This window comes from Bradyrhizobium algeriense (genome assembly GCF_036924595.1).
GTDB classification, from domain to species: domain Bacteria; phylum Pseudomonadota; class Alphaproteobacteria; order Rhizobiales; family Xanthobacteraceae; genus Bradyrhizobium; species Bradyrhizobium algeriense.
Map to the genome: position 1 here is coordinate 501,899 of NZ_JAZHRV010000001.1, position 22,574 is coordinate 524,472.

General features: G+C 63.0%; 18 protein-coding genes. 9 read left to right on the forward strand and 9 right to left on the reverse strand.

The genetic code is table 11. From position 1 onward, the window contains the following. Window positions 1–14: 14 nt before the first annotated feature. Together V1286_RS02470 and V1286_RS02475 are read right to left on the reverse strand one after the other, a co-directional pair. On the reverse strand, window positions 15–428 hold the full coding sequence (locus V1286_RS02470) for a hypothetical protein (RefSeq protein WP_334477352.1): 414 nt from the start codon (window positions 426–428) through the stop codon (window positions 15–17). 42 nt (window positions 429–470) lie between these two features. Further along, window positions 471–2,030 carry a peroxidase family protein gene (locus tag V1286_RS02475; RefSeq protein ID WP_334477353.1) on the reverse strand — a complete coding sequence of 520 codons (1,560 nt, stop codon included), beginning with the start codon at window positions 2,028–2,030 and terminating at the stop codon, window positions 471–473. A gap of 388 nt (window positions 2,031–2,418) precedes the next feature. Between V1286_RS02475 and V1286_RS02480 the strand changes: the two genes are divergently transcribed. Both V1286_RS02480 and V1286_RS02485 read left to right on the forward strand, forming a co-directional pair. Then, window positions 2,419–5,076, forward strand: coding sequence for a M1 family metallopeptidase (locus tag V1286_RS02480; protein ID WP_334477355.1), 2,658 nt, complete (start codon window positions 2,419–2,421; stop codon window positions 5,074–5,076). 114 nt (window positions 5,077–5,190) lie between these two features. Further along, window positions 5,191–6,066 (forward strand): dihydrodipicolinate synthase family protein, encoded by an 876-nt coding sequence (locus V1286_RS02485; protein ID WP_334477356.1) that lies wholly within the window; start codon window positions 5,191–5,193, stop codon window positions 6,064–6,066. Window positions 6,067–6,068: 2 nt separating this feature from the next. On the opposite strand, the gene ftsH is transcribed toward V1286_RS02485, so the two are convergent. After that, on the reverse strand, window positions 6,069–7,910 hold the full coding sequence (gene ftsH, locus V1286_RS02490; RefSeq protein WP_334477357.1) for an ATP-dependent zinc metalloprotease FtsH: 1,842 nt from the start codon (window positions 7,908–7,910) through the stop codon (window positions 6,069–6,071). A 321-nt stretch (window positions 7,911–8,231) separates the two neighbouring features. Between ftsH and V1286_RS02495 the strand changes: the two genes are divergently transcribed. Together V1286_RS02495 and V1286_RS02500 are read left to right on the forward strand one after the other, a co-directional pair. Continuing rightward, window positions 8,232–9,335, forward strand: coding sequence for a S1C family serine protease (locus V1286_RS02495; protein ID WP_334477359.1), 1,104 nt, complete (start codon window positions 8,232–8,234; stop codon window positions 9,333–9,335). Between the two features lie 151 nt (window positions 9,336–9,486). Further along, window positions 9,487–11,808: a xanthine dehydrogenase family protein molybdopterin-binding subunit gene (locus V1286_RS02500; protein ID WP_334477361.1), complete on the forward strand. Its 2,322-nt coding sequence runs from the start codon at window positions 9,487–9,489 to the stop codon at window positions 11,806–11,808. A 206-nt stretch (window positions 11,809–12,014) separates the two neighbouring features. On the opposite strand, the gene V1286_RS02505 is transcribed toward V1286_RS02500, so the two are convergent. From V1286_RS02505 to V1286_RS02515, 3 genes are read right to left on the reverse strand one after another with little or no spacing between them, the layout of a single operon-like run. Next, on the reverse strand, window positions 12,015–13,211 hold the full coding sequence (locus V1286_RS02505) for an acyl-CoA dehydrogenase family protein (protein WP_334477362.1): 1,197 nt from the start codon (window positions 13,209–13,211) through the stop codon (window positions 12,015–12,017). A 12-nt stretch (window positions 13,212–13,223) separates the two neighbouring features. Beyond that, on the reverse strand, window positions 13,224–14,372 hold the full coding sequence (locus V1286_RS02510) for an acyl-CoA dehydrogenase family protein (protein WP_334477363.1): 1,149 nt from the start codon (window positions 14,370–14,372) through the stop codon (window positions 13,224–13,226). A 19-nt stretch (window positions 14,373–14,391) separates the two neighbouring features. Further along, the gene (locus V1286_RS02515) at window positions 14,392–15,240 is read right to left on the reverse strand and encodes an enoyl-CoA hydratase (protein ID WP_334477364.1); all 849 of its coding nucleotides are present in this window, start codon (window positions 15,238–15,240) and stop codon (window positions 14,392–14,394) included. 161 nt (window positions 15,241–15,401) lie between these two features. On the opposite strand from V1286_RS02515, the gene V1286_RS02520 reads away from it, so the two are divergent. From V1286_RS02520 to V1286_RS02530, 3 genes are read left to right on the forward strand one after another with little or no spacing between them, the layout of a single operon-like run. Further along, window positions 15,402–16,010 (forward strand): LemA family protein, encoded by a 609-nt coding sequence (locus V1286_RS02520; RefSeq protein ID WP_334477365.1) that lies wholly within the window; start codon window positions 15,402–15,404, stop codon window positions 16,008–16,010. Window positions 16,011–16,031: 21 nt separating this feature from the next. Next, on the forward strand, window positions 16,032–16,922 hold the full coding sequence (locus V1286_RS02525; RefSeq protein ID WP_334477366.1) for a TPM domain-containing protein: 891 nt from the start codon (window positions 16,032–16,034) through the stop codon (window positions 16,920–16,922). Window positions 16,923–16,924: 2 nt separating this feature from the next. Beyond that, window positions 16,925–17,422: a TPM domain-containing protein gene (locus V1286_RS02530; RefSeq protein ID WP_334477367.1), complete on the forward strand. Its 498-nt coding sequence runs from the start codon at window positions 16,925–16,927 to the stop codon at window positions 17,420–17,422. 246 nt (window positions 17,423–17,668) lie between these two features. Here V1286_RS02530 and V1286_RS02535 read toward each other — a convergent pair whose 3' ends face one another. The 3 genes from V1286_RS02535 to V1286_RS02545 form a co-directional block, all read right to left on the reverse strand. Continuing rightward, on the reverse strand, window positions 17,669–18,283 hold the full coding sequence (locus tag V1286_RS02535) for a glutathione S-transferase family protein (RefSeq protein ID WP_334477369.1): 615 nt from the start codon (window positions 18,281–18,283) through the stop codon (window positions 17,669–17,671). A 239-nt stretch (window positions 18,284–18,522) separates the two neighbouring features. Then, a complete protein-coding gene (locus V1286_RS02540) occupies window positions 18,523–19,335 on the reverse strand; it encodes an MBL fold metallo-hydrolase (protein WP_108520469.1) in 813 nt (270 codons plus the stop codon). Then, the gene (locus V1286_RS02545; RefSeq protein WP_108520471.1) at window positions 19,332–19,706 is read right to left on the reverse strand and encodes a Crp/Fnr family transcriptional regulator; all 375 of its coding nucleotides are present in this window, start codon (window positions 19,704–19,706) and stop codon (window positions 19,332–19,334) included. The genes V1286_RS02540 and V1286_RS02545 overlap by 4 nt, the downstream gene beginning before the upstream one ends. 238 nt (window positions 19,707–19,944) lie before the next feature. On the opposite strand from V1286_RS02545, the gene V1286_RS02550 reads away from it, so the two are divergent. Continuing rightward, the gene (locus V1286_RS02550; RefSeq protein WP_334477372.1) at window positions 19,945–20,964 is read left to right on the forward strand and encodes a hypothetical protein; all 1,020 of its coding nucleotides are present in this window, start codon (window positions 19,945–19,947) and stop codon (window positions 20,962–20,964) included. A gap of 90 nt (window positions 20,965–21,054) precedes the next feature. Then, entirely contained in the window at window positions 21,055–22,569 is a 1,515-nt protein-coding gene (locus V1286_RS02555) for a hypothetical protein (protein ID WP_334477373.1), read from the forward strand. Window positions 22,570–22,574: the final 5 nt, after the last annotated feature.

Consider the following 22,574-nt stretch of genomic DNA (forward strand, 5'->3'; position numbering starts at 1 on the left):
GCCGCTTGTGGACTTCAGGCGCAGGCGCTTATGGTGTAGTCGCCGATACGTTCGGCATGCACCCTGAACTTCTCGCTCTCCGGGATCACGGGATCCATACCGTTGAACAGGCGCTTGTAGAACGGCGGAAGCGGATAGGTGGCTCCGGGCTGGTTGAGCAGCGCCTCGGAATCCTCGATCATCACCTTGGGCGGCAACTTTACCGTGATCGTGTCCTGTTCCTGCTTCACGAACGTGATGTGCTTGAAGCGATCCGGCACGGTGGCGAATACCTGGGCCTTGGCGAGCTGCTCCTTGAACTCGTCGATCGTCTCCGGCAGCGGATAGACGTTGTCGTCGTCGAGGTAGTTCGTGCCGGTCGCCCAGGTCTTCACCAATTTGCCCCAACGCTCATGGTTGGTCACCTGTAGCCTTTCGATGCGCTGCATGGTCTTAGTCCTCCGGGTTGGGTGAGACGGAACAATTCCGCTTCACAAGAATGCAGGCACGGCCTGCTGTAGTTCGGCGATTTCGGTGGTGAACTTCACCAACTGCGCCATGCTTGAGATGTCGGGAATTTCCTGGAAAAAATTCGCCGGATAGTATTCGCGAGACAAATTGGCAAGCTGGCCTGCGAGCGTGTCGCCGCCGGATGAGCGCGGATCGCCTGCGAGCGCGCCGAAAATCACTTCCGATACGATGATCGAGCCGAGCGGTCCAAGACGCTGGCCCTCCGCCTGCGGTTGCTGCATCGCTTCGAACAGGATGAAGAAGGGCAGTGGCGGATCGTTCGAAAGGGTTTCGATGTCTTCGGCCTTCAGCGCGCCATACGCCGGCGCGGCGACCAGCCAATCGCGGAGCTGGCTGACGCGATAGGCGCGGTCGGCAAGCAAGCGTGACATGGAGATGAACTGCGGTTTCCGGGTCGCGATCTCGGCAATCAGCGCGTCCACCGACCACATGCCGGCGATCCCGGCGCCGAGCAGATCACGGTAGAGCAGGCCAACCCGCTCGGTCTCGTCGAACGCCGGAAAGATCTGATCGTTGCCCAACCCGTCGCTGAGATACGGTCCGATGCGCCGGCTGAAGTTCGGCTTGGTTTCATTGATCTCGAAGAAGCGCGACCACTGCACCATCCAGGTTTCATCGAGCGGCATGTTGACCGGATCGTTTGCAGAAGTCTTTTCAAGCGTGCTGTAGAGGTCCTGAATCGACAGATCATTGATGCAGTATTCGTGTCGCACCATGGCGTGACCGAAGCGAAACGCGCCGTGCGAGAACTCGAACGGAATTTCCCAGTCGCCGTTCGCAAGACCCTGGCTGGATTCATCAGGCCGATCGATGAAATGCGGAGCCGGTCCGCTATAGGCCGCATAGATCTCCGGGTGAATGACCCGCCGCATCAGATCGTTGCGAAGAATGTTGTGGTAGATCAGCGTAACGGCCTCGCGGGCGCACAGGAAGCGCTTATAGGCGGCGCCGAACCGGCCGTTCGGCCCGCTATTGCGTTCCTGCCGGCGTATGAGATCGATCAGGGCGTTGTGCAGCAGCGCGAACAGCGCGGTCAGCTGCGACATCACGGCGTGATCGTCATTGCGCGGATCGGCGACCAGGGCTTCGGTGAGGGCAACCCGGACGCCTGCAATGCTGCGGTCGATCCCCGTCACATTCTCGGCCCGGGTCCGTGCGATGTCGCGAAACGGGCAGCCGGTCACGGGTTCGTTCTCTTTCCAGCGCATTCGCCCGAGCCGCAGCTTGGTGCGCCGGTCGTCACTCGGCGCGTCGAGCGCGTAAATATGCGGCGATCCGACAGGACCGCTTCCGAACAGGGTTTCCAGCCGAAGCGGCGCACGGCGTGCATTGGCGGTGCCGGCGCCAAGGCCCCCCGAAACTGAAAGCGGGATCGCCGAATGAACCAGATCGTGCGCCACGAATTGCAGCAGATAGGTGTAACCTGAGGGGATCAGCGGGTTTTCCCAGTGCTCCGCCGATCCACTGCGGTGGGGCGGCCAGTGTATTTCGGCATCCATCCGGCGCGACAGGCGATGCATCAGTGCCCGGAGTTTCGGCAGATGTTCAGGTGAAGTGAGCGGGTCGATCCCGAACGCGCGGAAGCGCTGCGATGGGTTTGGAGTCCCAAGGAAGTGACGAAAACCGGGAGCTGCTGTTGCTCGAGCAGAGTCGCGCGTATTGAACTCGGAAGTTCGGAAAGAGGCTGCGTCAGCGACTGTCTGCAGAGCCATAAAAAATACTCTCGCGCTTGGCCAATGCAGCGAGATTGGGAAGGAAGTCGTGAAATAATCGTGAGTTAAATCGTTAGAACCTGTGAACATCTGTGGACATCTTTTGGTCTTTCTAGCGGCCGCTCACGTCTGTTTCACGATCGGCGACGCGGCGGTATGATTTGTCCTTGTAGCGGCGACTGCGACAGGAGCGCGCGTGAAGCTTAAAGTGACGGCACCCTTGGCGCGCTATTGCGGCGCAATGATCGTGATGATGATCGTCGTAACAGGCGCGGTGCGAGCCGAGCCGGTTTTCTCGTTCGACGCCACGCCGGGCAAACTGTCGAAGACAGTCGTTCCGATCAACTATTCAATCGAGCTGAGACCTGACGCCGAGAGCCTCACGCTTCCCGGCGTCGAAGTGATCGACATCGAGGTGCGCGAACCGACAGCACGGCTGACGCTCAACGCCGTCAACACGACGTTTGCTTCCGTTACCGCCGACGATAGCCTCGAGCGCGCCGACGTCGCGCTCGATGCCGCGGCCGAGACGGCCACGTTCACTTTCGCGCAGCCGCTCGCAGCGGGCGCGCATCGGCTGCGGATCGAGTTTACGGCGCGGATCAACAAGTTCGATCGCGGTTTCTTCTTCGTCGACTATCCGACCGACAGCGGCGTGAAGCGGCTATTGACGAGCAAGCTCGAGCCGGCGGACGCGCGGCGGATATTTCCGTGCTGGGACGAGCCGGCGTTCAAGGCGAGCTTCAAGTTGACGGTCGTGATCCCGCGCCATTTGCTCGCCGTCGGCAACATGCCGATCACGAAAGAGGAGTCGCTGGAGGCGAACCTGAAGCAGGTCGCTTTCGCGGCTACGCCAAAAATGTCGACCTATCTGTTCGTGCTGACGGTAGGTGAACTGGAGCGCATCACGGCGGAAGCGGACGGCGTGACGATCGGCGTCGTCGCCACCACCGGCAAGGCTGCGCAAGGGCAGTTCGCGCTCGACAGTGCGGTGAAACTGCTCGCCTGGTTCAACGACTATTTCGGTGTCAAATATCCGCTGCCCAAGCTCGACCTGATCGCGGTGCCCGGCGGCTTTGGCGGCGCCATGGAGAACTGGGGCGGCATCACCTTCTTCGAGAGCCGGCTGCTGTTCGATCCCGCGACAAATCCGGACAGCGCGCGGCGCGGCATCTTTTCCATCATCGCGCATGAGATGGCGCATCAATGGTTCGGTGATCTCGTCACCATGGCGTGGTGGGACAATCTCTGGCTCAACGAGGGCTTTGCGACCTGGATGGCGACGAAGGCTGCGGAGCAGTTTTATCCGCAATGGCAAAGCTGGCTGAACGGCTACGGGGCGAAGCAGTTCGCCATGGGGCTCGACGCCCGGCGCACCTCGCACCCGATCCAGCAGCCGATCGCCAACGAGAGCGAGGCCATGATCGCGTTCGACGCCATTACCTACAACAAAGGGCAGGCGCTGATCCGCATGCTGGAAAATTACCTCGGCGAAGCGGCGTTCCGCGACGGCATCCGCGCCTACATGTCCGCGCATGCCTATGGCAACACCACCACGGCCGATCTCTGGCGGGCGCTGGAGCGCGCGGGCCACAAGCCGGTGACCGATATCGCTGCGTCCTTTACCGAACAGGATGGTGTGCCGCTGATATCAGCCGAAACCGCCTGCAACGGCGATGCGCAGCGGCTGACATTGCGGCAGGGCCGTTTCGTGATCGCGCCGGCGCGGGCGGCTGCCTTGCCGCCGCGCAACTGGCAAATACCGGTTGCGGTCGGGCCGGTGGGCACGGCGCAATCGGCCGATGTCGTGCTGCTGCACGGCTCGACCGAAGTCCCGGCCGGATCCTGTGGCGAGGCGACCAAGGTCAATCTCGGCGACATCGGTTACTACCGGGTCGAGTACGGGCCGGCGAGCATGGCCGCGCTGGCAAAGGCGCTGCCGCAGATGTCGCCGGCAGACCGCGTCAATTTCCTCGCCGACGGCTGGGCGATGGTGCAGGCCGGCCGCGCCGAGCCGTCATCCTATCTCGGCCTGGTCGAGAATATCGGCGTCGATGACCGCCGCCCGGTGTGGGATCAGATCATCACGGCATTCTCCGCGCTCAACCGTCTGTCGCGCGATCGGCCCGAGCGTCCGGCGCTGCAGCGTTACATCAGCGCCAGATTGCGCACCGTTTTCGACCGGCTCGGCTGGGACGGCAGCGGCTCGGGCGACGACGACAACACCCTGCTGCGCGGCAGCCTGATCTGGACACTCGGCGAACTCGGCGACGAAGCGATCATTGCGGAGGCGAAGCGGCGGTTCGCCGGATTCCTCAGCGATCCGCAATCGCTGCCGGGGGCCTTGCGCGATTCCGTTACCCATGTCGTCGGCATCACGGCGGATCGCGCGACCTACGACACGCTGCTGACGTTGGCGCGCAAGAGCACCGTCACCAATGAGCGACTGCGCTATTACTATGCGGCGGCCGCCGCGCGCGATCCGGCGCTGGCGCATGCGACACTGGCGCTGACACTGACCGACGAAGTGCCGGGCACGATTCTCACCGGCCTGATCGGTTCTGTCGCTTCCTCCGGGGAGCAGCCTGATCTGGCCTGGGATTTTCTGCAGAAGAACTACGATGCCTTGTTCGCAAAGCAGGGACCGCAATTCCGCGACCAGTTCATTGCGAACTTCATGACAAACTTCAGCGACGAGCGCCATGCCGCCGAACTCGCCGCCTTTGCGCCGGTGCAGGCGACGTCGGGCGGGCGGGCGATGGTGGGCCGGGCGCAGGAAGTGATCGCAATCTCTGCCGACCTCAAAGCCCGCGCGCTGCCGGCGGTCGATGCCTGGATCAAGGCGCGCAAATAATGGAGCGCTTCGCATGTTTCCTGCGAAGCGTTGCCTTGCGCCGGCATTCCGGATAGCCATGGCTAGTCAAGATTATGGGTGGTCAAGACTTCCCGCTTGAGGCATTTTTCTTCGATGGCTGATTTCCACGGTGTCTTTCCCTACCTGGTCTCGCCCATCGATGCGTCGGGCCAGATCCGCACGGCGGTGCTGGGCCGGCTCTGCGATGACCTTATCAAGGCGGGCGTGCATGGACTAACGCCGCTCGGTTCGACCGGCGAGTTCGCCTATCTCGATCAGGCGCAGCGCGCGACCGTCGTGCAAGCCACCATCGAAGCTGCAAAGGGGCGCGTGCCCGTGATCGCCGGCGTCGCCTCGACGTCGACAGCGGACGCGGTGGCGCAGGCAAAGACGCATCAAAAGCTTGGCGCCGACGGCATTCTCGCGATCATGGAGGCGTATTTCCCGGTCGCCGACGCGCAGGTCGAGTCTTACTTCCGCGCCATTGCCGACGCCGTCGACATTCCCGTCGTAATCTACACCAACCCGCAATTCCAGCGCTCCGATCTGACGCTCGATGTGATCGCCCGCCTCGCGACCCATCCGCGCATCGGCTACATCAAGGATGCCTCGACCAACACCGCCCGGCTGCTGTCGATCATGAACCGCTGCGGCGACAGCATCAAAGTGTTCTCCGCGTCCGCCCATATCCCGGCGGCGGTGATGCTGATCGGCGGGTTGGGCTGGATGGCCGGTCCGGCCTGCATCATTCCGCGGCAAAGCGTCGAACTCTATAACCTCTGCAAGGCGGCGCGCTGGGATGAGGCGATGGCGCTGCAACGCAAGCTGTGGCGCATCAACGAGGCCTTCGCGCGGTTCAATTTGGCGGCCTGCATCAAGGCGGGCCTCGACATTCAGGGCTACGCGGTCGGCGATCCCGTTCCGCCGCAGGCGGCGCTGACGGCTGACCAGCGCAAGGTGGTCGAGGCAGCACTGCGCGACCTCGCATAGGCCTAAATGGCCCGCAAGGCCTCTTTCGGCGTTTCGCGGATCAATGCCTCGAGATCGCTCTGCTCCAAGGTCTCCTTCTCCAATAGTTTTTTCGCCGCCCGATCAAGGATCGCGCGTCGCGCTTTCAGGATGCCCTGCGCGCGCTCGAACACCCCATCGACGATTGCGCGGACCTCTTCGTCGACGGAAGCGGCGGTCTCGTCGGCATATTCGCGCTCGCGCATGGGGTAGGGACGGTCGGCGCCCGCGAGGAAATTGCCGGGGTCGCGCTCGTAGGCGACGCTGCCGAGCTTTTCCGACATGCCATAACGCGTCACCATGCTGCGGGCGATGTCGGTGATGCGGCGCAGGTCGTCGGCGGCACCGGTGGACAGATGATTGAACACGATCAATTCCGCCGCGCGGCCGCCAAGCAGCACCGCCATCTTGTTCTCTAGCTCCTCCCTGGTCATCAGGAAGCGATCTTCGATCGGGCGCTGGATGGTATAGCCGAGCGCGCCGACGCCTCTGGGAATGATCGACACCTTGTGCACGGGATCGACACCGGGCAGCGACAGCGCAATCAGAGCGTGGCCCATCTCGTGATAGGCGACGATCTCGCGCTCTTTCGGATTGAGCAGCCGGTTTCGCTTCTCCAGTCCCGCAACCATGCGCTCGACCGCATTGTTGAAGTCGGTCATCGCGACCGCTTTGGCGCCGCGGCGTGTTGCGAGCAGGGCTGCTTCATTGACCAGGTTGGCGAGGTCGGCGCCCGTGAAACCCGGTGTCAGCGCCGCAACCGCCTCGACATCGACGCCCGGATCAAGCTGCACTTTTTTCAAATGCACCTTGAGGATTTCAACACGGCCCTTCTTGTCGGGGCGGTCGACCAGCACCTGGCGATCGAAGCGGCCGGCACGCAGCAGTGCGGGATCGAGGATTTCCGGCCGGTTGGTCGCGGCCAGAATGATCAGCCCCGACCGCGAGTCGAAGCCGTCGAGTTCGACCAGGAGCTGATTGAGCGTCTGTTCTTTTTCATCGTGCCCGCCTGCAAAGGGTCCAATGCCGCGGGCGCGTCCCAGCGCATCGAGCTCGTCGATGAAGATGATCGCCGGAGCTTTCTGGTGCGCCTGCTGAAACAGATCACGTACCCGCGCCGCACCGACGCCGACGAACATCTCGACGAACTCCGAACCGGATATCGAGAAGAATGGGACCTTGGCTTCGCCGGCGACAGCCTTGGCCAGCAGGGTCTTGCCAGTGCCGGGCGGACCGACCAGCAACACGCCCTTGGGCATGCGGCCCCCGAGCCGCCCGTAGTCGGTCGGGTTTTTCAGGAAGTCGACGACCTCGCGCAGTTCGTCCTTGGCTTCGTCGACGCCGGCAACATCGGAAAAGTTCACGCCGGTATCGGCCTCGACATAGATCTTGGCCTTGCTCTTGCCGATCGCCATCAGGCCGCCGCCAAGGCCGCCACCTTCTGCGGCGCGTCTGGCGATGTACCACCACAGGCCGAAGAACAGCAGCACCGGCATCACCCATGACAACAGGTCTCGCAGGAACGTGCTCTCGATCTGGCCGGTGAATTTTACGTTGTATTTCTCGAGCTCCTGAGCCGTCTCCTGATCGACGCGCGTGGTGACGAACTGCTTTTGTCCGCCGGACAGCGGCTCCTTCAAGGTGCCCTGCACGGTGCGGTCGGAGATGCCGACGGTCGCGACCTTTCCCTGCTTCAACAACTGCTGATATTCGCTGTAGGGAATGATGGCGATCTGGCTGGCCGCGGAAATGAAATACTGAATCACAAAAACGGCAAAGATCGCGGCGATCGCATAGCCGACATTGAAACGCATTTTGTTGTTCATGATCGAACTCCGGTCGCAGATCCTCACGGAAAGCCGGGTCGGGGCACTCGCCTGATCCAAAGGGACCTGCGGCGAGACATGGATTGCGCCTCCATGACAATGGGAACGGGGAGGTTTAGTTTCAATGGACGCGGCTTGCGGGGCAAATCGCGCTACCTAAACCACTGCTGGAAAGCCGATTTCAGCGCGCCAGCAAGTCTCTGAAAACCGGAAACTTTCGGCCGGTGTGGGCGTTTGATGTGCTGACACTTCAAACGATCGAATAGCCCGTTGCTTCCCATTGCCCTTCGCACGCGAGCGGCATTACCAGGTGAGTGATCGATGAACCGTCGCTTCATGCTCCTTGCAGCCATTGTCGCAGGCGTGTTGGTGGCGCTGACCGTCTCCAATATCAATATTCGCTATGGCCCATGGACCAACTCGACCGCCCGGACCGTCGATCAGCGGGGACCGCTGTCCGAGGCTGAGCGCGCCAACATAGAGCTTTTCGAGCGCGTCTCGCCGTCGGTGGTGCAGGTCGCGGCACGATCCGCTGTCACCAATCCATTCGCCGAGGATGAAGGCGCGGAAGCCGGCGCGGCGGCCTCGGGGACCGGTTTTGTCTGGGACAATAACGGCCACGTCGTCACCAACAATCACGTCGTCCAAAATGGCCGCGAGGTTGCCGTTCGCTTCGCCTCAGGCGAGGTGGCCCAAGCCTCAATCGTCGGCGTGGCGCCGAACTACGACCTCGCGGTGCTGCGGATCAGGAATCCCCGCCAACTGCCACCGCCGGTAGCGCTTGGCAGTTCGAACGATCTCAAGGTCGGTCAAATTGCGTTTGCGATCGGCAACCCGTTCGGTCTCGACCAGTCGCTGACCAGCGGCATCATCAGCGCGCTCAAACGCCGGCTGCCGACCAGCAGTGGCCGTGAGATCACCAACGTGATCCAGACCGATACGGCGATCAATCCCGGCAATTCGGGCGGCCCGCTGCTGGATTCGGCGGGGCGGTTGATCGGCGTCAACACCGCTATCATCTCGCCCTCGGGCTCCAGCGCCGGTATCGGATTCGCGGTCCCGGTCGATATCGTCAATCGCGTGGTCCCCGAGCTCATCAATAACGGCCGCGTGCCGACGCCGGGGATCGGCATTGTCGCCGCCAGCGAGGCCGTTTCGACCAGGTTAGGTGTCGAAGGGGTGATCATCGTGCGCACCGCGCCCGGAAGCCCTGCCGAGCGCGCCGGCATCCGCGGTGTCGATTTCGGCTCGGGTGCACTCGGCGACATCATTGTCCAGGTCGACGGCAAGCCGGTGCACCGGCTTTCCGACCTGACCGACCAGATCGAGCAGGTCGGCGCCGGCAAGAGCATCCGCATCAGCCTGAAACGCGGTTCACAGACGCGCGATATCAACATCGACATCGTGGACATCGGCCGCAGCTGATCCCCTACTGGACGGCAGGATCATACCCGCCCCGTGGCGGTCAGCGCCGCGGGCGTTGGCGCATTTATTGCAGCGAATTGAATGAGTTGTCTCAGGCGAAAAAAACGCTAAAACCCCGCCCGATCCGACAAGAAGCTCGAAGGACAAACTGATGAACATTCTTCCCGGCAATATACGTTTTGGTGCGGGCCAGCCGGTCAAGCGTTTGGAAGACCAGAGACTGCTCACCGGGAAGGGGCAGTTCATCGACGACAAGCCCGAGGAGGGCGCGCTGTGGCTCTATGTGCTGCGCTCGCCCCATGCCCACGCCAGGATCAAGTCGATCGACACCAGGGCCGCGCTTGATATGGCCGGGGTGGAGGCCGTCTACACCGGTGCGGATTTGGTGAAGGACGATATCGGCACCCTGCCTACTCTCGCGATCTTCAAGCGGCCGGACGGCAAGCCGATGACGGTGCCGCCGCGGCGGCTGCTGGCCCATGAAATCGTGCGCTATGCCGGCGAGGCGGTGGCGGCAGTGGTCGCGTCATCGCGGGTGCTGGCGCAGACGGCGGCCGAGGCGATCGAAATCGACTACGAGGTGTTGCCCTCCGTGGTCGATCCCGTCGAGGCGGTGAAATCAGGTGCACCCGCGGTGTGGCCCGAGGCGCCCGACAACATCGTGGCCGCCATGAGCTATGGCGATGCCGCCAAGGTCGAAGAAGCGTTTGCAAACGCGGCGCATAAAGTCTCGCTCGATCTGGTCAGCCAGCGGCTGGTGCCTTCGGCGATGGAGCCACGCTCGACGATCGCCGAGATCGAGAAGAAAACCGGCCGGTTGATCCTGCATGTGCAGTCGCAAACCCCGGGCTCAACCCGTGATCTGCTCGCCGAATCCATCCTGAAGCGGCCGAAGGAGAGTGTCCGCGTGCTGGTCGGCGATATCGGCGGCGGCTTTGGCCAGAAGACGAGCCTCTATCCCGAGGACGGCATCGTCGCTTACGCCGCCACCAAGCTGAACAGGAAGGTCCGCTGGCGCGGCGACCGCACCGACGAGTTCGTCGGCGGCACCCATGGCCGCGATCTCACTTCGACCGGCGAATTCGCGCTCGACGCCAAAGGCCGCGTGCTCGCCTATCGGGTGCGCTCTATCGGCGGCACCGGAGCCTACTCGTCGGGGACCGCGAACATCATTCCGCTGGTGCTCGGCCCGTTCGTGCAGACCGGCGTCTACGACCTGCCGCTGGTGCATTTCGAAGTGAAGTCGGTGATGACCAACACCGCGCCGGTCGGCGCCTATCGCGGCGCCGGGCGGCCCGAGGCGGTGTTCATCGTCGAGCGGCTGATGGATGCCGCCGCGCGGCAGATCGGCATGGACCCGCGCACCATCCGCAAGGTGAACTACATCAAGCCTGCGCAACTGCCTTACACCAATGCGGTCGGCCAAGTGTACGATTCCGGCGCCTTCGCGCACATGCTGTCGCGCGCCTCGGAGCTTTCGGACTGGGACGGCTTTGCCGCGCGCAAGAAGGCGGCGAAGAAGAAGGGCCTGCTCTATGGCCGCGGCCTCACCAGCTACATCGAATGGACCGGCGGGCGCGCGCACACCGAAAAGGTCGGCCTGCATGCCACTGCAGAAGGCCGCATCATCCTGCATTCCGGCACCATGGCGATGGGGCAGGGCCTGCAGACCACCTACACCCAGATGGTATCCGACACGCTCGGCATCCCCATGGACAAGATCGACGTGGTGCAGGGCGACACCGATCTGGCGACTGGCTTCGGCAGCGTCGGCTCGCGCTCGCTGTTCGTCGGCGGCACGGCGGTCGCGGTTTCGAGCAATGACATGATCAACAAGGCGCGCGAGAAGGCCTCGAACGTGCTCGAAACCTCCATCGAGGATATTGAGTATCGCGACGGCTGGCTGACGGTGGTCGGCACCGACAAGCGCATCAGCCTGTTCGAAATCGCGAAGAATGAAAACGGCGCGCGACTGTCCGTCGATTCCGAAGGCGAAGTCGACGGGCCAAGCTGGCCCAACGGCACGCATATCTGCGAAGTCGAGATCGATCCCGAAACCGGCGTCAGCAAGGTGGTGCGCTACACTACCGTCGACGACGTCGGCATCGCGGTCAACCCGATGCTGGTGACCGGCCAGGTGCATGGCGGCGTCGCCCAGGGCATTGGGCAGGCGCTCTATGAGGGCGTCGCCTACAGCGAGGAAGGCCAGCTATTGACCGCGAGCTACCAGGATTACTGCGTGCCGCGCGCCGACGACATCCCGCCGATTATCGTGACGCTGGATGATTCCGCGCCGTGCCGCACCAATCCGCTCGGCGCCAAGGGTTGCGGCGAGTCCGGCGCGATCGGCGGCCCGCCTTGCGTCACCAACGGTGTGATGGATGCCTTGAGCGAACTCGGCATCAAGCAGCTCAATACCCCGCTGACCCCCGCCAAGGTCTGGCAGGCGATCCGGGATGCGAGGGCGGGGTAAAGGTCGGAGCCGTCCTTTCACCCTCCCCTGGAGGGGGAGGGTCGGCACGCATCGCGAGATGCGTGACGGGGTGGGGTGATCTCTCAACTCGGGCACTGATGGATGTGGAGGCACCGTCACCCCATCCCGCCGCTCACTTCGTGAGCGTCGACCCTCCCCCTCCAGGGGAGGGTAAGAAGGAGCTGCCGCGAGTCCGGGTCCGGCCGCTACAACCCCAACACCATCTTCGCCACGATATCCCGCTGGATCTCCGACGAGCCGCCGAAGATCGTATACGCCCGGCCGTTGAGATATTCCGGCACGACGGGGAGCAATTCCTCGGGGATGCCTGGCGCCTCGTTGAGCCGGTAAAGCGGCCGCACCGGCTCGACATAGAGGCCGTCATTGCCGATCACGTCGACGCCGAGCCGCGTCACGGCCTGGCGGATTTCGCTGACGCGCAGTTTTAGCAGTGACGACACGGCGCCGGGATTTTGTCCGGTCTGCAACGCCGACAGCACCCGCAGTTCGGTCATTTCAAGGGTATCGATATCGACCTCGATCTCGGACATCCGCACTGCGATATCGGGATCGTCGATGGCGCAGCCGGTGGCGTCGGATTCGGCAAGATCGGAAATCGTCTTCAGCGCGTCGCGCAATTTGGCCGAGGCGATGCCGGCGCCACGCTCGAACTCGAGCAGGTACTTGCCGTAGGTCCAGCCTTTGCCTTCCTCGCCGACGCGGTTCGCGACAGGCACGCGCACATCGTCGAAGAACACCTGGTTGACCTCATGGTCGCCGCCGATGGTGAGAATCGGCCGCGTCGTGATGCCCGGGGTCTTCATGTCGATCAGGATGAAAGAGATGCCGTCCTGCTGCCGCTCGGTCTCGTTGGTGCGCACCAGCGCGAACATGCGGTTGGCGTAATGGGCATGCGTGGTCCAGATCTTGGTGCCGTTGACGATGTAGTCGTCGCCATCGCGCACGGCGCGGGTCTTCAGCGACGACAGGTCGGAGCCGGAGCCCGGCTCGGAATAGCCCTGGCACCAATAGTCCTCGCCGGAGAGAATTCGCGGCAGGTAAAAGTTCTTCTGCTCGGGCGAACCGAAGCCGATGATGACGGGGCCGACCATCTTGACGCCCATCACGTTCACATTGGGCACGCCGGCGCGGGCGCATTCGGCCTCAAAGATCCAGCGCTGCGACGGGGTCCAGTCGGGGCCGCCATGGTCGACCGGCCAACCCGGCGCGCCCCAACCCTTCTTGTGCAGCGCGCGCTGCCAGGCCATGCCGATGTCAGGATCGGAGAATACCGACGGCGTCAGCGCGGTGGCGCGTTTCATTTCCGGCGTGAGATTGGCCGCGATGAATTCGCGCACCTCCTGCTCGAAGGCGCGCTCTTCAGCGTTGAAAGCAAGATCCATGGTGCGCTCCTTTCAGGCCTGGATGGCACGGCCGCCGAGCGCGGCGTGACGGCGATAGTGATGGGCGCTGCCGCCGAACAACGTGTCGAAGGCGAGCAGCCGCTTGAAATAGGCGCCGATGTCGAGCTCCTCCGTGACGCCCATGGCGCCGTGAAGCTGCACCGACTGTTCGGCGACAAAGCGCGCGCACTTGCCGATCTTGGCTTTCGCGCCCGACGCTGCGCGGCTGCGCGCCACCGGTTCGGCGTTGGCCATCAGCGCCGCGCGCAATGCCATCGAGCGGGCCTCGTCGCACTGCATCGCCATGTCGGCGAGGCGATGCCGGATCACCTGATTGGCGGATAGCGGCCGTCCGAACTGCTTTCGGATTTTGGTGTATTCGAGCGTCTGGTCGAGCAGCGTTTGCATGATGCCGACGGCCTCGGCGCCAAGTGCGGCCATGGCGCGGTCGATTGCGGCTTCGATCGCTGGTAGTGCGTCGCTGCCATCGCCTAGCAGGGCGTCGGCAGAGAGTTGGACGCTGTTGAGTTCGAGATTGCAGGCCCGCCCGCCGCCAAGCCGGGGAAAGTCGCGTGAGGTGAGGCCGCGCGTGCCTTGCGGTACGAGGAACAGGCAAAGCTTACCTGGCTTGCCATTGCCGTCATCGACGCGGGCCGAGACGATGATCTGTCCGGCGGCGCTGCCGTCGAGGACGGCGGTCTTTTGTCCGTCGAGGCGCCAACCGTCAGGCGTTTTCATCGCCGTGGTCCGGACGTCGGCGAGATCGAAGCGCGCCTGACGTTCCGAATGTGCGAACGCCAGATACAGCGAACCATCGGCGATATCAGGCAGCAGCGCCTGCTTCTGCGCCTCCGTGCCGCATTCAGATATCAATGATGCGCCGATCACGACCGTCGAGAGATACGGCTCGGAGATGAGGCCGCGGCCGAACGCTTCCATCAGGATGCCGATCTCGACCGCGCCGCCGCCGAGCCCTCCATGGGCCTCCGAAATCGGCAGCGCCAGCCAGCCGAGATCGGCGAATTCTTTCCAGATATCGGCGCTGAAGCCGAGTGGTTCGTCTGCGACCTTGCGGCGGTGATCGGCGGTATACGTCTCGCTGACAAAGCGGTCGGCACTTTCGCGCAGCAACCGCTGCTCGTCACTTGGGGTAAGGTCCATTTGATCTACTTTACTTGTTCTATTTTGCCTGTGCCGGTTTTCTGACGGAAGGGTGCAGGCCTGCGGGATCCACGATCATTCCGAATTCCTGTAGGTTATGCGCGTGGCAGAGCTGATGCAGCGCGAACGCCTGCTCGATCGCCGCCGGTTGCCCCATGACATCGACCGAGCGATTGACGGCTTCTTTTGTCAGCTTCAGCGCGAACGAAGGTTTTGCTGCGATCCTTTCGGCAAGCTTCATGACGAACGAAGAAAGTTCTGGCCTCGGCACGACATGATTGACCATACCGAGCCGGTGCGCTTCCTCCGCGCTCCAGACGTCAGCGGTAAACAGCAATTCCTTGGCCTTGCGTGGGCCGAGTTCCCAAGGATGCACGAACCATTCGACGCCGCAGACGCCCATGGTCACCACGGGATCGCAGAACTCTGCATCGTGGCTTGCGACAATCAGATCGCAGGCCCAGGCCAGCATCAGTCCGCCAGCGATACACTTGCCGTGGACTTCGGCGATCGTAGGTTTCGCCAGATTGCGCCAGCGCCGCGTGATCTGCAGATAGATTTCCTGCTCGCGCGCGAAACGCCCGTGCGCATTGGGTTCGGCGAACCCGCCCCAATTTCCGACCGGCGGAAAATCTACACCGGCGTTGTTCTTAGCCCCGGGGCGCAAATCATGCCCTGACGAAAAATGCGGACCGTTGCCGGCGAGGATGATGACCTTGACCGAGTCGTCCTGCACCGCCTGATCGAAGGCGGCGTTGAGGTCGTAAGTCATCTGCAGGTTCTGCGCGTTGCGCGCCTCGGGCCGGTTCATCACGATCCGCGCGATGCGCAGCTCCGGCCGCTCCACGACGATGGTCTCGAACTCCATGACGCCCTCGCGTTTCCCTTATCGTTGGCGGCCATGTTGTTATTTCAGCAAATGATACGCAAGGGCCATCGGGCTGCGAAATGGAACGGGAACGGCTTTGGGCGCTTATTTGATGCGGCCATTCTGATGCCGTGCGCCGGAAATAACAGCGGGAGAGCCCAATGCGCAGATTTCGGACCGTGCTGGCGGCGCTGGCGACGCTAAGCCTGACCAATTGCGGTTACAACGCGATCCAGACCACCGACGAACAGGTCAAGTCGGGCTGGTCGGAAGTGGTCAATCAGTACCAGCGCCGCGCCGATCTGGTGCCAAACCTCGTCAATTCGGTGAAGGGTTTTGCGCAGCAGGAAAAGGACGTGCTGCTCGGCGTTACCAATGCGCGCGCCAAAGTCGGCAGCGTCCAGGCGACGCCGGAAGTGCTGAACGATCCCGCCGCATTCCAGAAATTCCAGGCCGCCCAGAGCGAACTCACGAGCGCGCTGTCGCGGCTGTTGGTGGTGACCGAGAACTATCCGCAGCTCAAATCCGACGCCCTGTTTCGCGATTTGATGGCGCAGCTCGAAGGCACCGAAAACCGCATCACCGTGGCGCGCAACCGCTACATCAAGGCGGTGCAGGACTACAATGTGGGCATCCGCACCTTCCCGAACAATCTGACGGCGATGGCCTTTGGCTACAAGGAGAAGCCGGGCTTCACGGTCGATAACGAGAAGGCGATCTCGACTGCGCCGAAGGTGGACTTCAACCCGACGCCGGCGCCCGCAAAGTAGCGGCCGAAAAAGACAAACGCGATGAACGCTGCAAGAGCCCCCCTTCTTGCGCTGCTCGTGTGCTGGGCTTGTTCGGCACTGGCGCTCGTCGCGGTGCCGGCTTTGAGCGGGCAGGTGGTCGATCAGACGGGCACGCTCGGTAGCAGCGACATTGCAGCGCTGACCCAGACGCTGAAAGATCTCGAGACGCGAAAGGGCAGCCAGATCGCGGTGCTGATCGTGCCGACGACGGACGGCGAGGCGATCGAGCAATTTTCGCTTCGGGTCGCGGAAGCCTGGAAGATCGGCCGCAAGAAGATCGACGACGGCGCGCTGCTCGTCATCGCCAAGAACGATCGCCGGCTCCGTATCGAAGTCGGCTATGGCCTCGAAGGCGCGCTGACCGATGTCACCACGAAGCGTATCATCGACGAAGACATCACGCCGAAGTTCAAGGCCGGCGATTTCGCCGGCGGCGTCTCTGCCGGGATCAACCGGATGGTCCGGGTCGCTGAGGGCGAGAAGCTGCCGGAACCGGCGCCGCCGCATTGGGAGACGTCTGAACTCCTCAATTACCTCAACCCGGGCAATCCGTTTGTCATCTTTGGGCTGATCGTCCTCGCGGCCGTGCTGCGCAGTCTTCTTGGCCGGTTCATCGGCGCGCTGGCGATCGGCGGCATTGTTGGTGTTGTCGCCTGGTTTGTTGCGGGATCGCTCGCGGTTGCAATGCTGGTGGGCTTCGTCGCTTTCGTCGTCACCTTCCTGTTCCAGAACATGGGCTCGACCGGCCCAAGCGTGGGGCGCCGCCGATACGGCCGGGACAACGGCGGATGGGTCATGGGCGGCAGCGGCTCCAGTGGCTCCAGTGGTAGTGGTGGGTTCAGCGGTGGCGGCGGCAACTTTGGCGGCGGCGGCGCCTCAGGGAGCTGGTAGACATGAGCATCCGACGCATTACCAGACATCTTCTGCAGCACCACTGGCGGCGCCGTCTCGCATTCCCGCCGGACGTGTTGGCGCGGATCGAGCGCGTCATCAAAGCTGGCGAGAGCGCGCATGCGGGACAGCTTCGCTTCGTGGTCGAAGGCGCGCTCGATGGCGCGCCGCTGTTTCGCAATCAGCTGGCGCGGGAGCGGGCGCTGGATATTTTTTCGCAGTTGCGGATCTGGGACACCGCGCACAATAACGGCGTGCTGATCTATCTTCTGCTCGCCGATCGCGATGTCGAAATCGTCGCCGACCGCGGCATCAACGCGAGGGTGGGCACAGCGGGCTGGGAAAGAATATGCCGGGAGATGGAAACGGACTTCAGAGCAGGGAATTTCGAACGCGGCGTGATCAAGGGGATAGAAGCCGTGTCGCGCGAATTGGCCACGTATTTTCCGAGGAGTGGTGGCGGCTCGAACGAACTGCCGGATGCGCCCGTTGTGATGTAGCTCACAGCCATCACCTTAAACCAATCGATAATCGGCCTATCCGTTTCCATGGGTGTGAGCGTACCTTGGTACGGTTCGGCAATACCTGCGCGCAATGGCGTCAGCCAGCACTGAGTGCTACTGATTAAAATAGTTGTAGTAACCGGAATGCAAAGCAACGGAACCGGACTCCCGAGCCGGCAGTTGCAAGACAAGGTCGGCGGCGTAACGCCCGCCGGCCTTTTTCTTGAGCGAGCGGTGAGCTGATCACGCTTTCGCCGAAGGCCGTTCCGCCACACGCGCCATCCATGCGACGATATTGGCATTGGCGGGATCGAGCGGCTGGCCGACCTGGCCGGCGAAATCGAGCCAGCCATAGAGCAGGATGTCGGCCAGCGTGAAGCGTTTGCCGCAGAGATAGTCGCGGCCGTCGGCCATCTGGCCGTTGAGCCATTGCAGGCGGTTGGCAGCGATCATCTTCAGCCCGGGCGAGGCCTCAGGCGCGCAGGGAATTCGTTTTTCGAAAAACTTGAGACCTTCGCCGAAGCGAAAGCCGTTGCCCAGATGCTCGCAGATGTTGAGGTCGACGCGGCGGGTCCACATCCGGCATTCGGCCCGCTCCTCCGGTGTCGTCCCGATCATCGCGGGGGCCGGGTGCTTCTCTTCGAGGTATTCGCAGATCGCGGTGATCTCGGACAGATAGTTGCCGTCGTCGAGTTCGAGCGTCGGCATCTGGCCGTGCGGATTGCGCTTCAAATGCTCGGCTTCACGGTTCTCGCCCTTGCGCAGATCGACGGTCTGCTTCGGGACCTCGATGCCCTTTTCCGCCATGAACATGCGGACGATGCGCGGGTTCGGTCCGACCGAGTCGTAGAACTTCATGATGCTGTCTCCCCCTTATTTTCTTGTGGTTATGTGCCGTTGAACATTCCGCCGCAGCGTTTGTCAAATGGCGCGCTATTGTCGGCCTGGCACCGCAGAGCCGAGACCGAGCGTAGCCCGGATGGAGCCAACGGGTCGCGCGAATGCGCGCCCGATGACAGGCTCCGCGTAATCCGGGGCTGTCCTGAATTGTTGGATGCTGTTCCCGGATTGCGCTCCGCTCCATCCGGGCTACGGGCCTAGCTGTCGTCGAGCTTGTTGAGGTCGCGGACCGATTGCATGATCGGTTCGAAATTCGCCCGCGCATCCAGCGCGTCGAACAATTGCGCGGTGTCCGACAACAATCCGTGCGAGCGCTGGATCGCGATCCGCACGTCGTCCTGCGGGGTGTCGGACAGTCGCCCGTGGCCCGACAGCAGAATCTTCGAGTTCAGGCCCTTCAGCCGCTCCAGCGACTGGATGTAATCGGCGATGCTGCCCGAGCCGAACACGCCGCCCATCACGCCGCCCGGCATCAGCGTATCGGAGGCGAACAGCAATCCCTTGTCCGGTTCGAATAGCGTGATGCAGGCGGAGGTGTGTCCCGGCGTGTACATCACGCTGAGGCGGAAATTGCCGAGGTCGATCAGGTTGCCTTCTTCCAGCCAGAGATCGATGTTGATCGGCACGTTCGGCTCGTTGAACATCTTGCGCAGCATCGAGAAGTCGTCGCGCAGCATGATCTTGTTGGCGGCCAGCCGATGTGCGGCGATGAAGGCGCGGCCGTGGAAATGATAGGCCGCGCCGATGTGGTCGAGGTGCTCGTGGCTCAGCACCACCATGTCGATCTTCTCGGGCGGGCAGTCGAGGTGCTCGAGGCATTTCACGAGATGCGGATAGTTCGACGACAGCCCGGCATCAATCATGATGGTGCGCGAACTGCCGCGCACCAGATAAGCGTTTGCCGCGCGGTTCTTGAAACGGATCTGATAGACGTCTTCGGCGGCCTGGATCAGCGTGCAGACCTCGGTCTCGAACAGCGTCTTGAATGGGCTCGGCTTCCGCTCGCTCATGAATTGGCCGCGGCTCTGAAGGTGACAGCGTTCGACGCGCGCAACCGTTTACTGAGCGCATCCATGATCATCAGCGCAAAAGCCGGCTGCTGGCTGACCAGGTAAACGAAGCGGGCATGGTTGATCCGCATCACGCGGGTGTTTGGGGCGGCCGCAATGGCGGTTGCCGAACGGGACGAGCCGTCGATGACAGCCATCTCGCCGAAAAACTCACCCTTGCCGAGCGTGACGATCACCGTCTTGCTGGGGCCGTTCATCTTGGCGATCTCGACCTGGCCATCGAGCACTACGAACAGTTCCCGCCCGGTCGAGCCTTCCTCAAAAATGACGTCATCTACATCAAACTCGTTGATGCATTTCTCGATGGTCATGGTGGCCACCTGCCTTTCTGGCTGGTTGGTCCATGTTAGTCGGGAAACAGACCGGCGCAAACGGAACCAGCAAGGATGCCGCGGGGCAGCATTAGGGGGCTCGGGACCGGGCCAGCCGATATTTGCGGCCCAAAACCGGGCCGGATGAGTTCCTAAAATTTCGGTAAGGCCGCCACCGGTAAGGATTTGGCAAGTAATAAAAGTTACCAAATGGTCAATCAATTCTGGAGAATGCAACGTGAGCGATCAGCAACCCCAGCCCGCCAGCGGTGAAACCGGAACTCTTGGCGCCGGGCCAGGCGAGCCGGTGACGGCCGCGGCGGAGGTCGAGGCGGCAAAACTGGCGCCCGAGCAGGAAGAGACCTCGCCGAAGCCCGATGCGGCCAAGGACGCCCCCAAGGTGGACGCGCCCAAGGTAGACGCCGTCAAGATGGAAGCGCCAAAGGTCGAGGCCTCAAAGGCTGAGCCTCCCAAGATCGACGCCGTGAAGACGGAAGCGCCGCGCTTTCCCGGCAACGTGACGATCATGTCGCCCGGCGACCGCGTCGGAGCCGATGCGAAGGCTGCGCCGGCGGAAGGATCGTCCGGCAAGCGCCGATTCGGGGCGATGGCCGCCGTGGTCGCGCTGGCGACGGTGGCGGGTGCGCTTGGTGGCGCGCTCGCAACCGCGGGGTTTGGAAAGCTGATGGCCCGAGATTCGGCTCAAGCATCAGTCCAGGCGCCGGCAAAGGACAGCGCGCTCGAAGCCTCGGTGGCACGGATCGATGCCGAGATTGTCGCGCTGAAATCAAGCCTGGAGCATAATTCCAAGACCACGACGGGCCAGCTCAACAAGACCAGCGACCGCCTCGACAAGGTCGAGAAGGCGCAGGCCGAACCCGCCGCGAAACTCGCCAAGCTCAGCGAGACCGTCGACAAGCTTCGCGCCGCCCAGGCGTCCACGACGGCTGCCGCTGCGCCGGCTCCTGCGAAGGAAGTCACGGGGTCGATACCGCAGCAAGCCACAGCCGCCGCGCCGCCTGCGGCTCCTCCTGCCTCTGGAGCTCCGCCCAAGCCCGAGGTTGCCCGGCTGCCGACCGTCGAAGGCTGGGTATTGCGGGACGTCGCCAACGGCAGCGCCCTGATCGAGGGCCGCCGCGGCATGTACGAGGTCTATGCCGGCGATCCGATTCCCGGTCTCGGCCGTGTCGACGCCATTCGCAAGCAGGACGGCCGCTGGGTGGTCGTGACCAGCAAGGGCCTGATCGTCGCGCGCTGACAGGACGACACATGAACAGGAAGGCGCTTCACGGCGACGTGAAGCGCCTTTTTTCTTGAATAGGTCTCATTGCGCGGTGTTAGTTGGGACATGAGCCGCGCGCCAGGATTTCTCGCTATCGTATTTGCTCTGCTGTGCGGCGCCTTGCCGGCGCGTGCCGCACAGGATGCGGCGCTGGAACGCGGAACAGCCATCACCGATCCCGCAACGTTGCGCGAACTCGACGGCGGAAAATTTCGCCTCGACCGCATGCTGCTGCCGGAGCGGCCGGCTGATATTCCGCTCGCCAATAGCGAGCTGTTCGCCGTGCCGTCAATGGCGCCAGTCCGGCAGGCGATCGATGGCGAGTTCGATCGCTATGTCGCGCGGCACCGAGCGAACCTGGCGAAGGGGACGATCGGCGTCGGGGAGGGCTTTGATTTCCAATTGTTCGACCGCGCGCTGCTTTATTCGGCAGAGACGCGGTTCATGCTGGCCGGCATCGTTAACCGGATGGACCGCACTTACGTTTCCGAAGCAAGCTGCGGCGAGATCCGCCTGATCTACCGGCTGACGCGGATGAACAAAGCGGCCGGCGACAACGCTTCGCCGCCGCGGCTGCCGATGACGTTGAACCTCGTGCTGAAGGCGAAAGGCGAGGGATCCACGATCACCTGTTCCAAAATCGCCAATCGCTGGCTCGCCGCGCCGCTCGGTGGGACACCGGCGGCAAAGGATGGCCCGCTCGACCTGGTCGGCCACGAGAATATCGACCGCATCGAGACCAATCTGCAGATCGCGCACGCGCCGAAATCGTCGGTTCGCGATTTCCGCACCGACTATCTATTGAAGGTGTTTCGCTACGATCGGGACGCGCGCGTCTTCGCGGAATCGCCGATGGAAAACCAGATCGATCGCGCGCGCCTTCTGGCCGACGATGGCCTCAAGCGCGAGTTCAGGGCATGGCTGCTCGATCCCGTCAATCTCGTTGCGTTCGATCGCGGCGCCGCGCTGATCCCGGAAAAATTCCTCGCCAGCGGCGCGATTGCGCCGACGCCGGTCGGGTTCGATCCGTCGGACCTGGAGCCGGAATTCGGACTGGTGCAAGGCGAGGGTGCCGTGTTCAGCGAGGCCGACATCGTGGCAGCGTTGAGGAAGGCTGTGGAAGGCGGCGTGAAGCTGCAGAACATCCGCTCGCCTGCCGGGTTCGAGCGGCGGCTCAACGACGTGACCTGCTCGGGCTGCCACCAGACGCGCGGCATCGGCGGCTTTCACTTCCCCGGTGTCGACTGGATGGCGGAAAATCCGTCGAACACAACGGTGGTGCCAGCCTCGCCGCATTTCTTCGGCGACCAGATCCGGCGCCGCGATATTCTCGCAAGCCTGCGCGACGGCAAGACGCCGGATTACTCGCGCGGGTTCGCCAGCCGTCCGCAGTTGCGCGGCAGCACCGAACTCGCCGGCACCAATTATTACGACGGCTGGGGCGCGCATTGTTATGTGCAGGGCAAGCCGGCCGCCAGCAATGACGGAAGTTTTCGGGATTGGACCTGCGCCGAGGGCCTGACCTGTCAGGCCGCCGGCAAGATCTCGCGCATCGGTATGTGCTTCGTCAAAAGCCGCTAGCGCCG

Coding starts and splice junctions, on each gene's coding strand:
- V1286_RS02470 (WP_334477352.1), bottom strand. CDS start 428: ATGCAGCGCATCGAAAGGCTACAGGTGACCAACCATGAGCGTTGGGGC.
- V1286_RS02475 (WP_334477353.1), bottom strand. CDS start 2,030: ATGCATCGCCTGTCGCGCCGGATGGATGCCGAAATACACTGGCCGCCC.
- V1286_RS02485 (WP_334477356.1), top strand. CDS start 5,191: ATGGCTGATTTCCACGGTGTCTTTCCCTACCTGGTCTCGCCCATCGAT.
- ftsH (WP_334477357.1), bottom strand. CDS start 7,910: ATGAACAACAAAATGCGTTTCAATGTCGGCTATGCGATCGCCGCGATC.
- V1286_RS02495 (WP_334477359.1), top strand. CDS start 8,232: ATGAACCGTCGCTTCATGCTCCTTGCAGCCATTGTCGCAGGCGTGTTG.
- V1286_RS02500 (WP_334477361.1), top strand. CDS start 9,487: ATGAACATTCTTCCCGGCAATATACGTTTTGGTGCGGGCCAGCCGGTC.
- V1286_RS02505 (WP_334477362.1), bottom strand. CDS start 13,211: ATGGATCTTGCTTTCAACGCTGAAGAGCGCGCCTTCGAGCAGGAGGTG.
- V1286_RS02510 (WP_334477363.1), bottom strand. CDS start 14,372: ATGGACCTTACCCCAAGTGACGAGCAGCGGTTGCTGCGCGAAAGTGCC.
- V1286_RS02515 (WP_334477364.1), bottom strand. CDS start 15,240: ATGGAGTTCGAGACCATCGTCGTGGAGCGGCCGGAGCTGCGCATCGCG.
- V1286_RS02520 (WP_334477365.1), top strand. CDS start 15,402: ATGCGCAGATTTCGGACCGTGCTGGCGGCGCTGGCGACGCTAAGCCTG.
- V1286_RS02525 (WP_334477366.1), top strand. CDS start 16,032: ATGAACGCTGCAAGAGCCCCCCTTCTTGCGCTGCTCGTGTGCTGGGCT.
- V1286_RS02530 (WP_334477367.1), top strand. CDS start 16,925: ATGAGCATCCGACGCATTACCAGACATCTTCTGCAGCACCACTGGCGG.
- V1286_RS02535 (WP_334477369.1), bottom strand. CDS start 18,283: ATGAAGTTCTACGACTCGGTCGGACCGAACCCGCGCATCGTCCGCATG.
- V1286_RS02540 (WP_108520469.1), bottom strand. CDS start 19,335: ATGAGCGAGCGGAAGCCGAGCCCATTCAAGACGCTGTTCGAGACCGAG.
- V1286_RS02545 (WP_108520471.1), bottom strand. CDS start 19,706: ATGACCATCGAGAAATGCATCAACGAGTTTGATGTAGATGACGTCATT.
- V1286_RS02555 (WP_334477373.1), top strand. CDS start 21,055: ATGAGCCGCGCGCCAGGATTTCTCGCTATCGTATTTGCTCTGCTGTGC.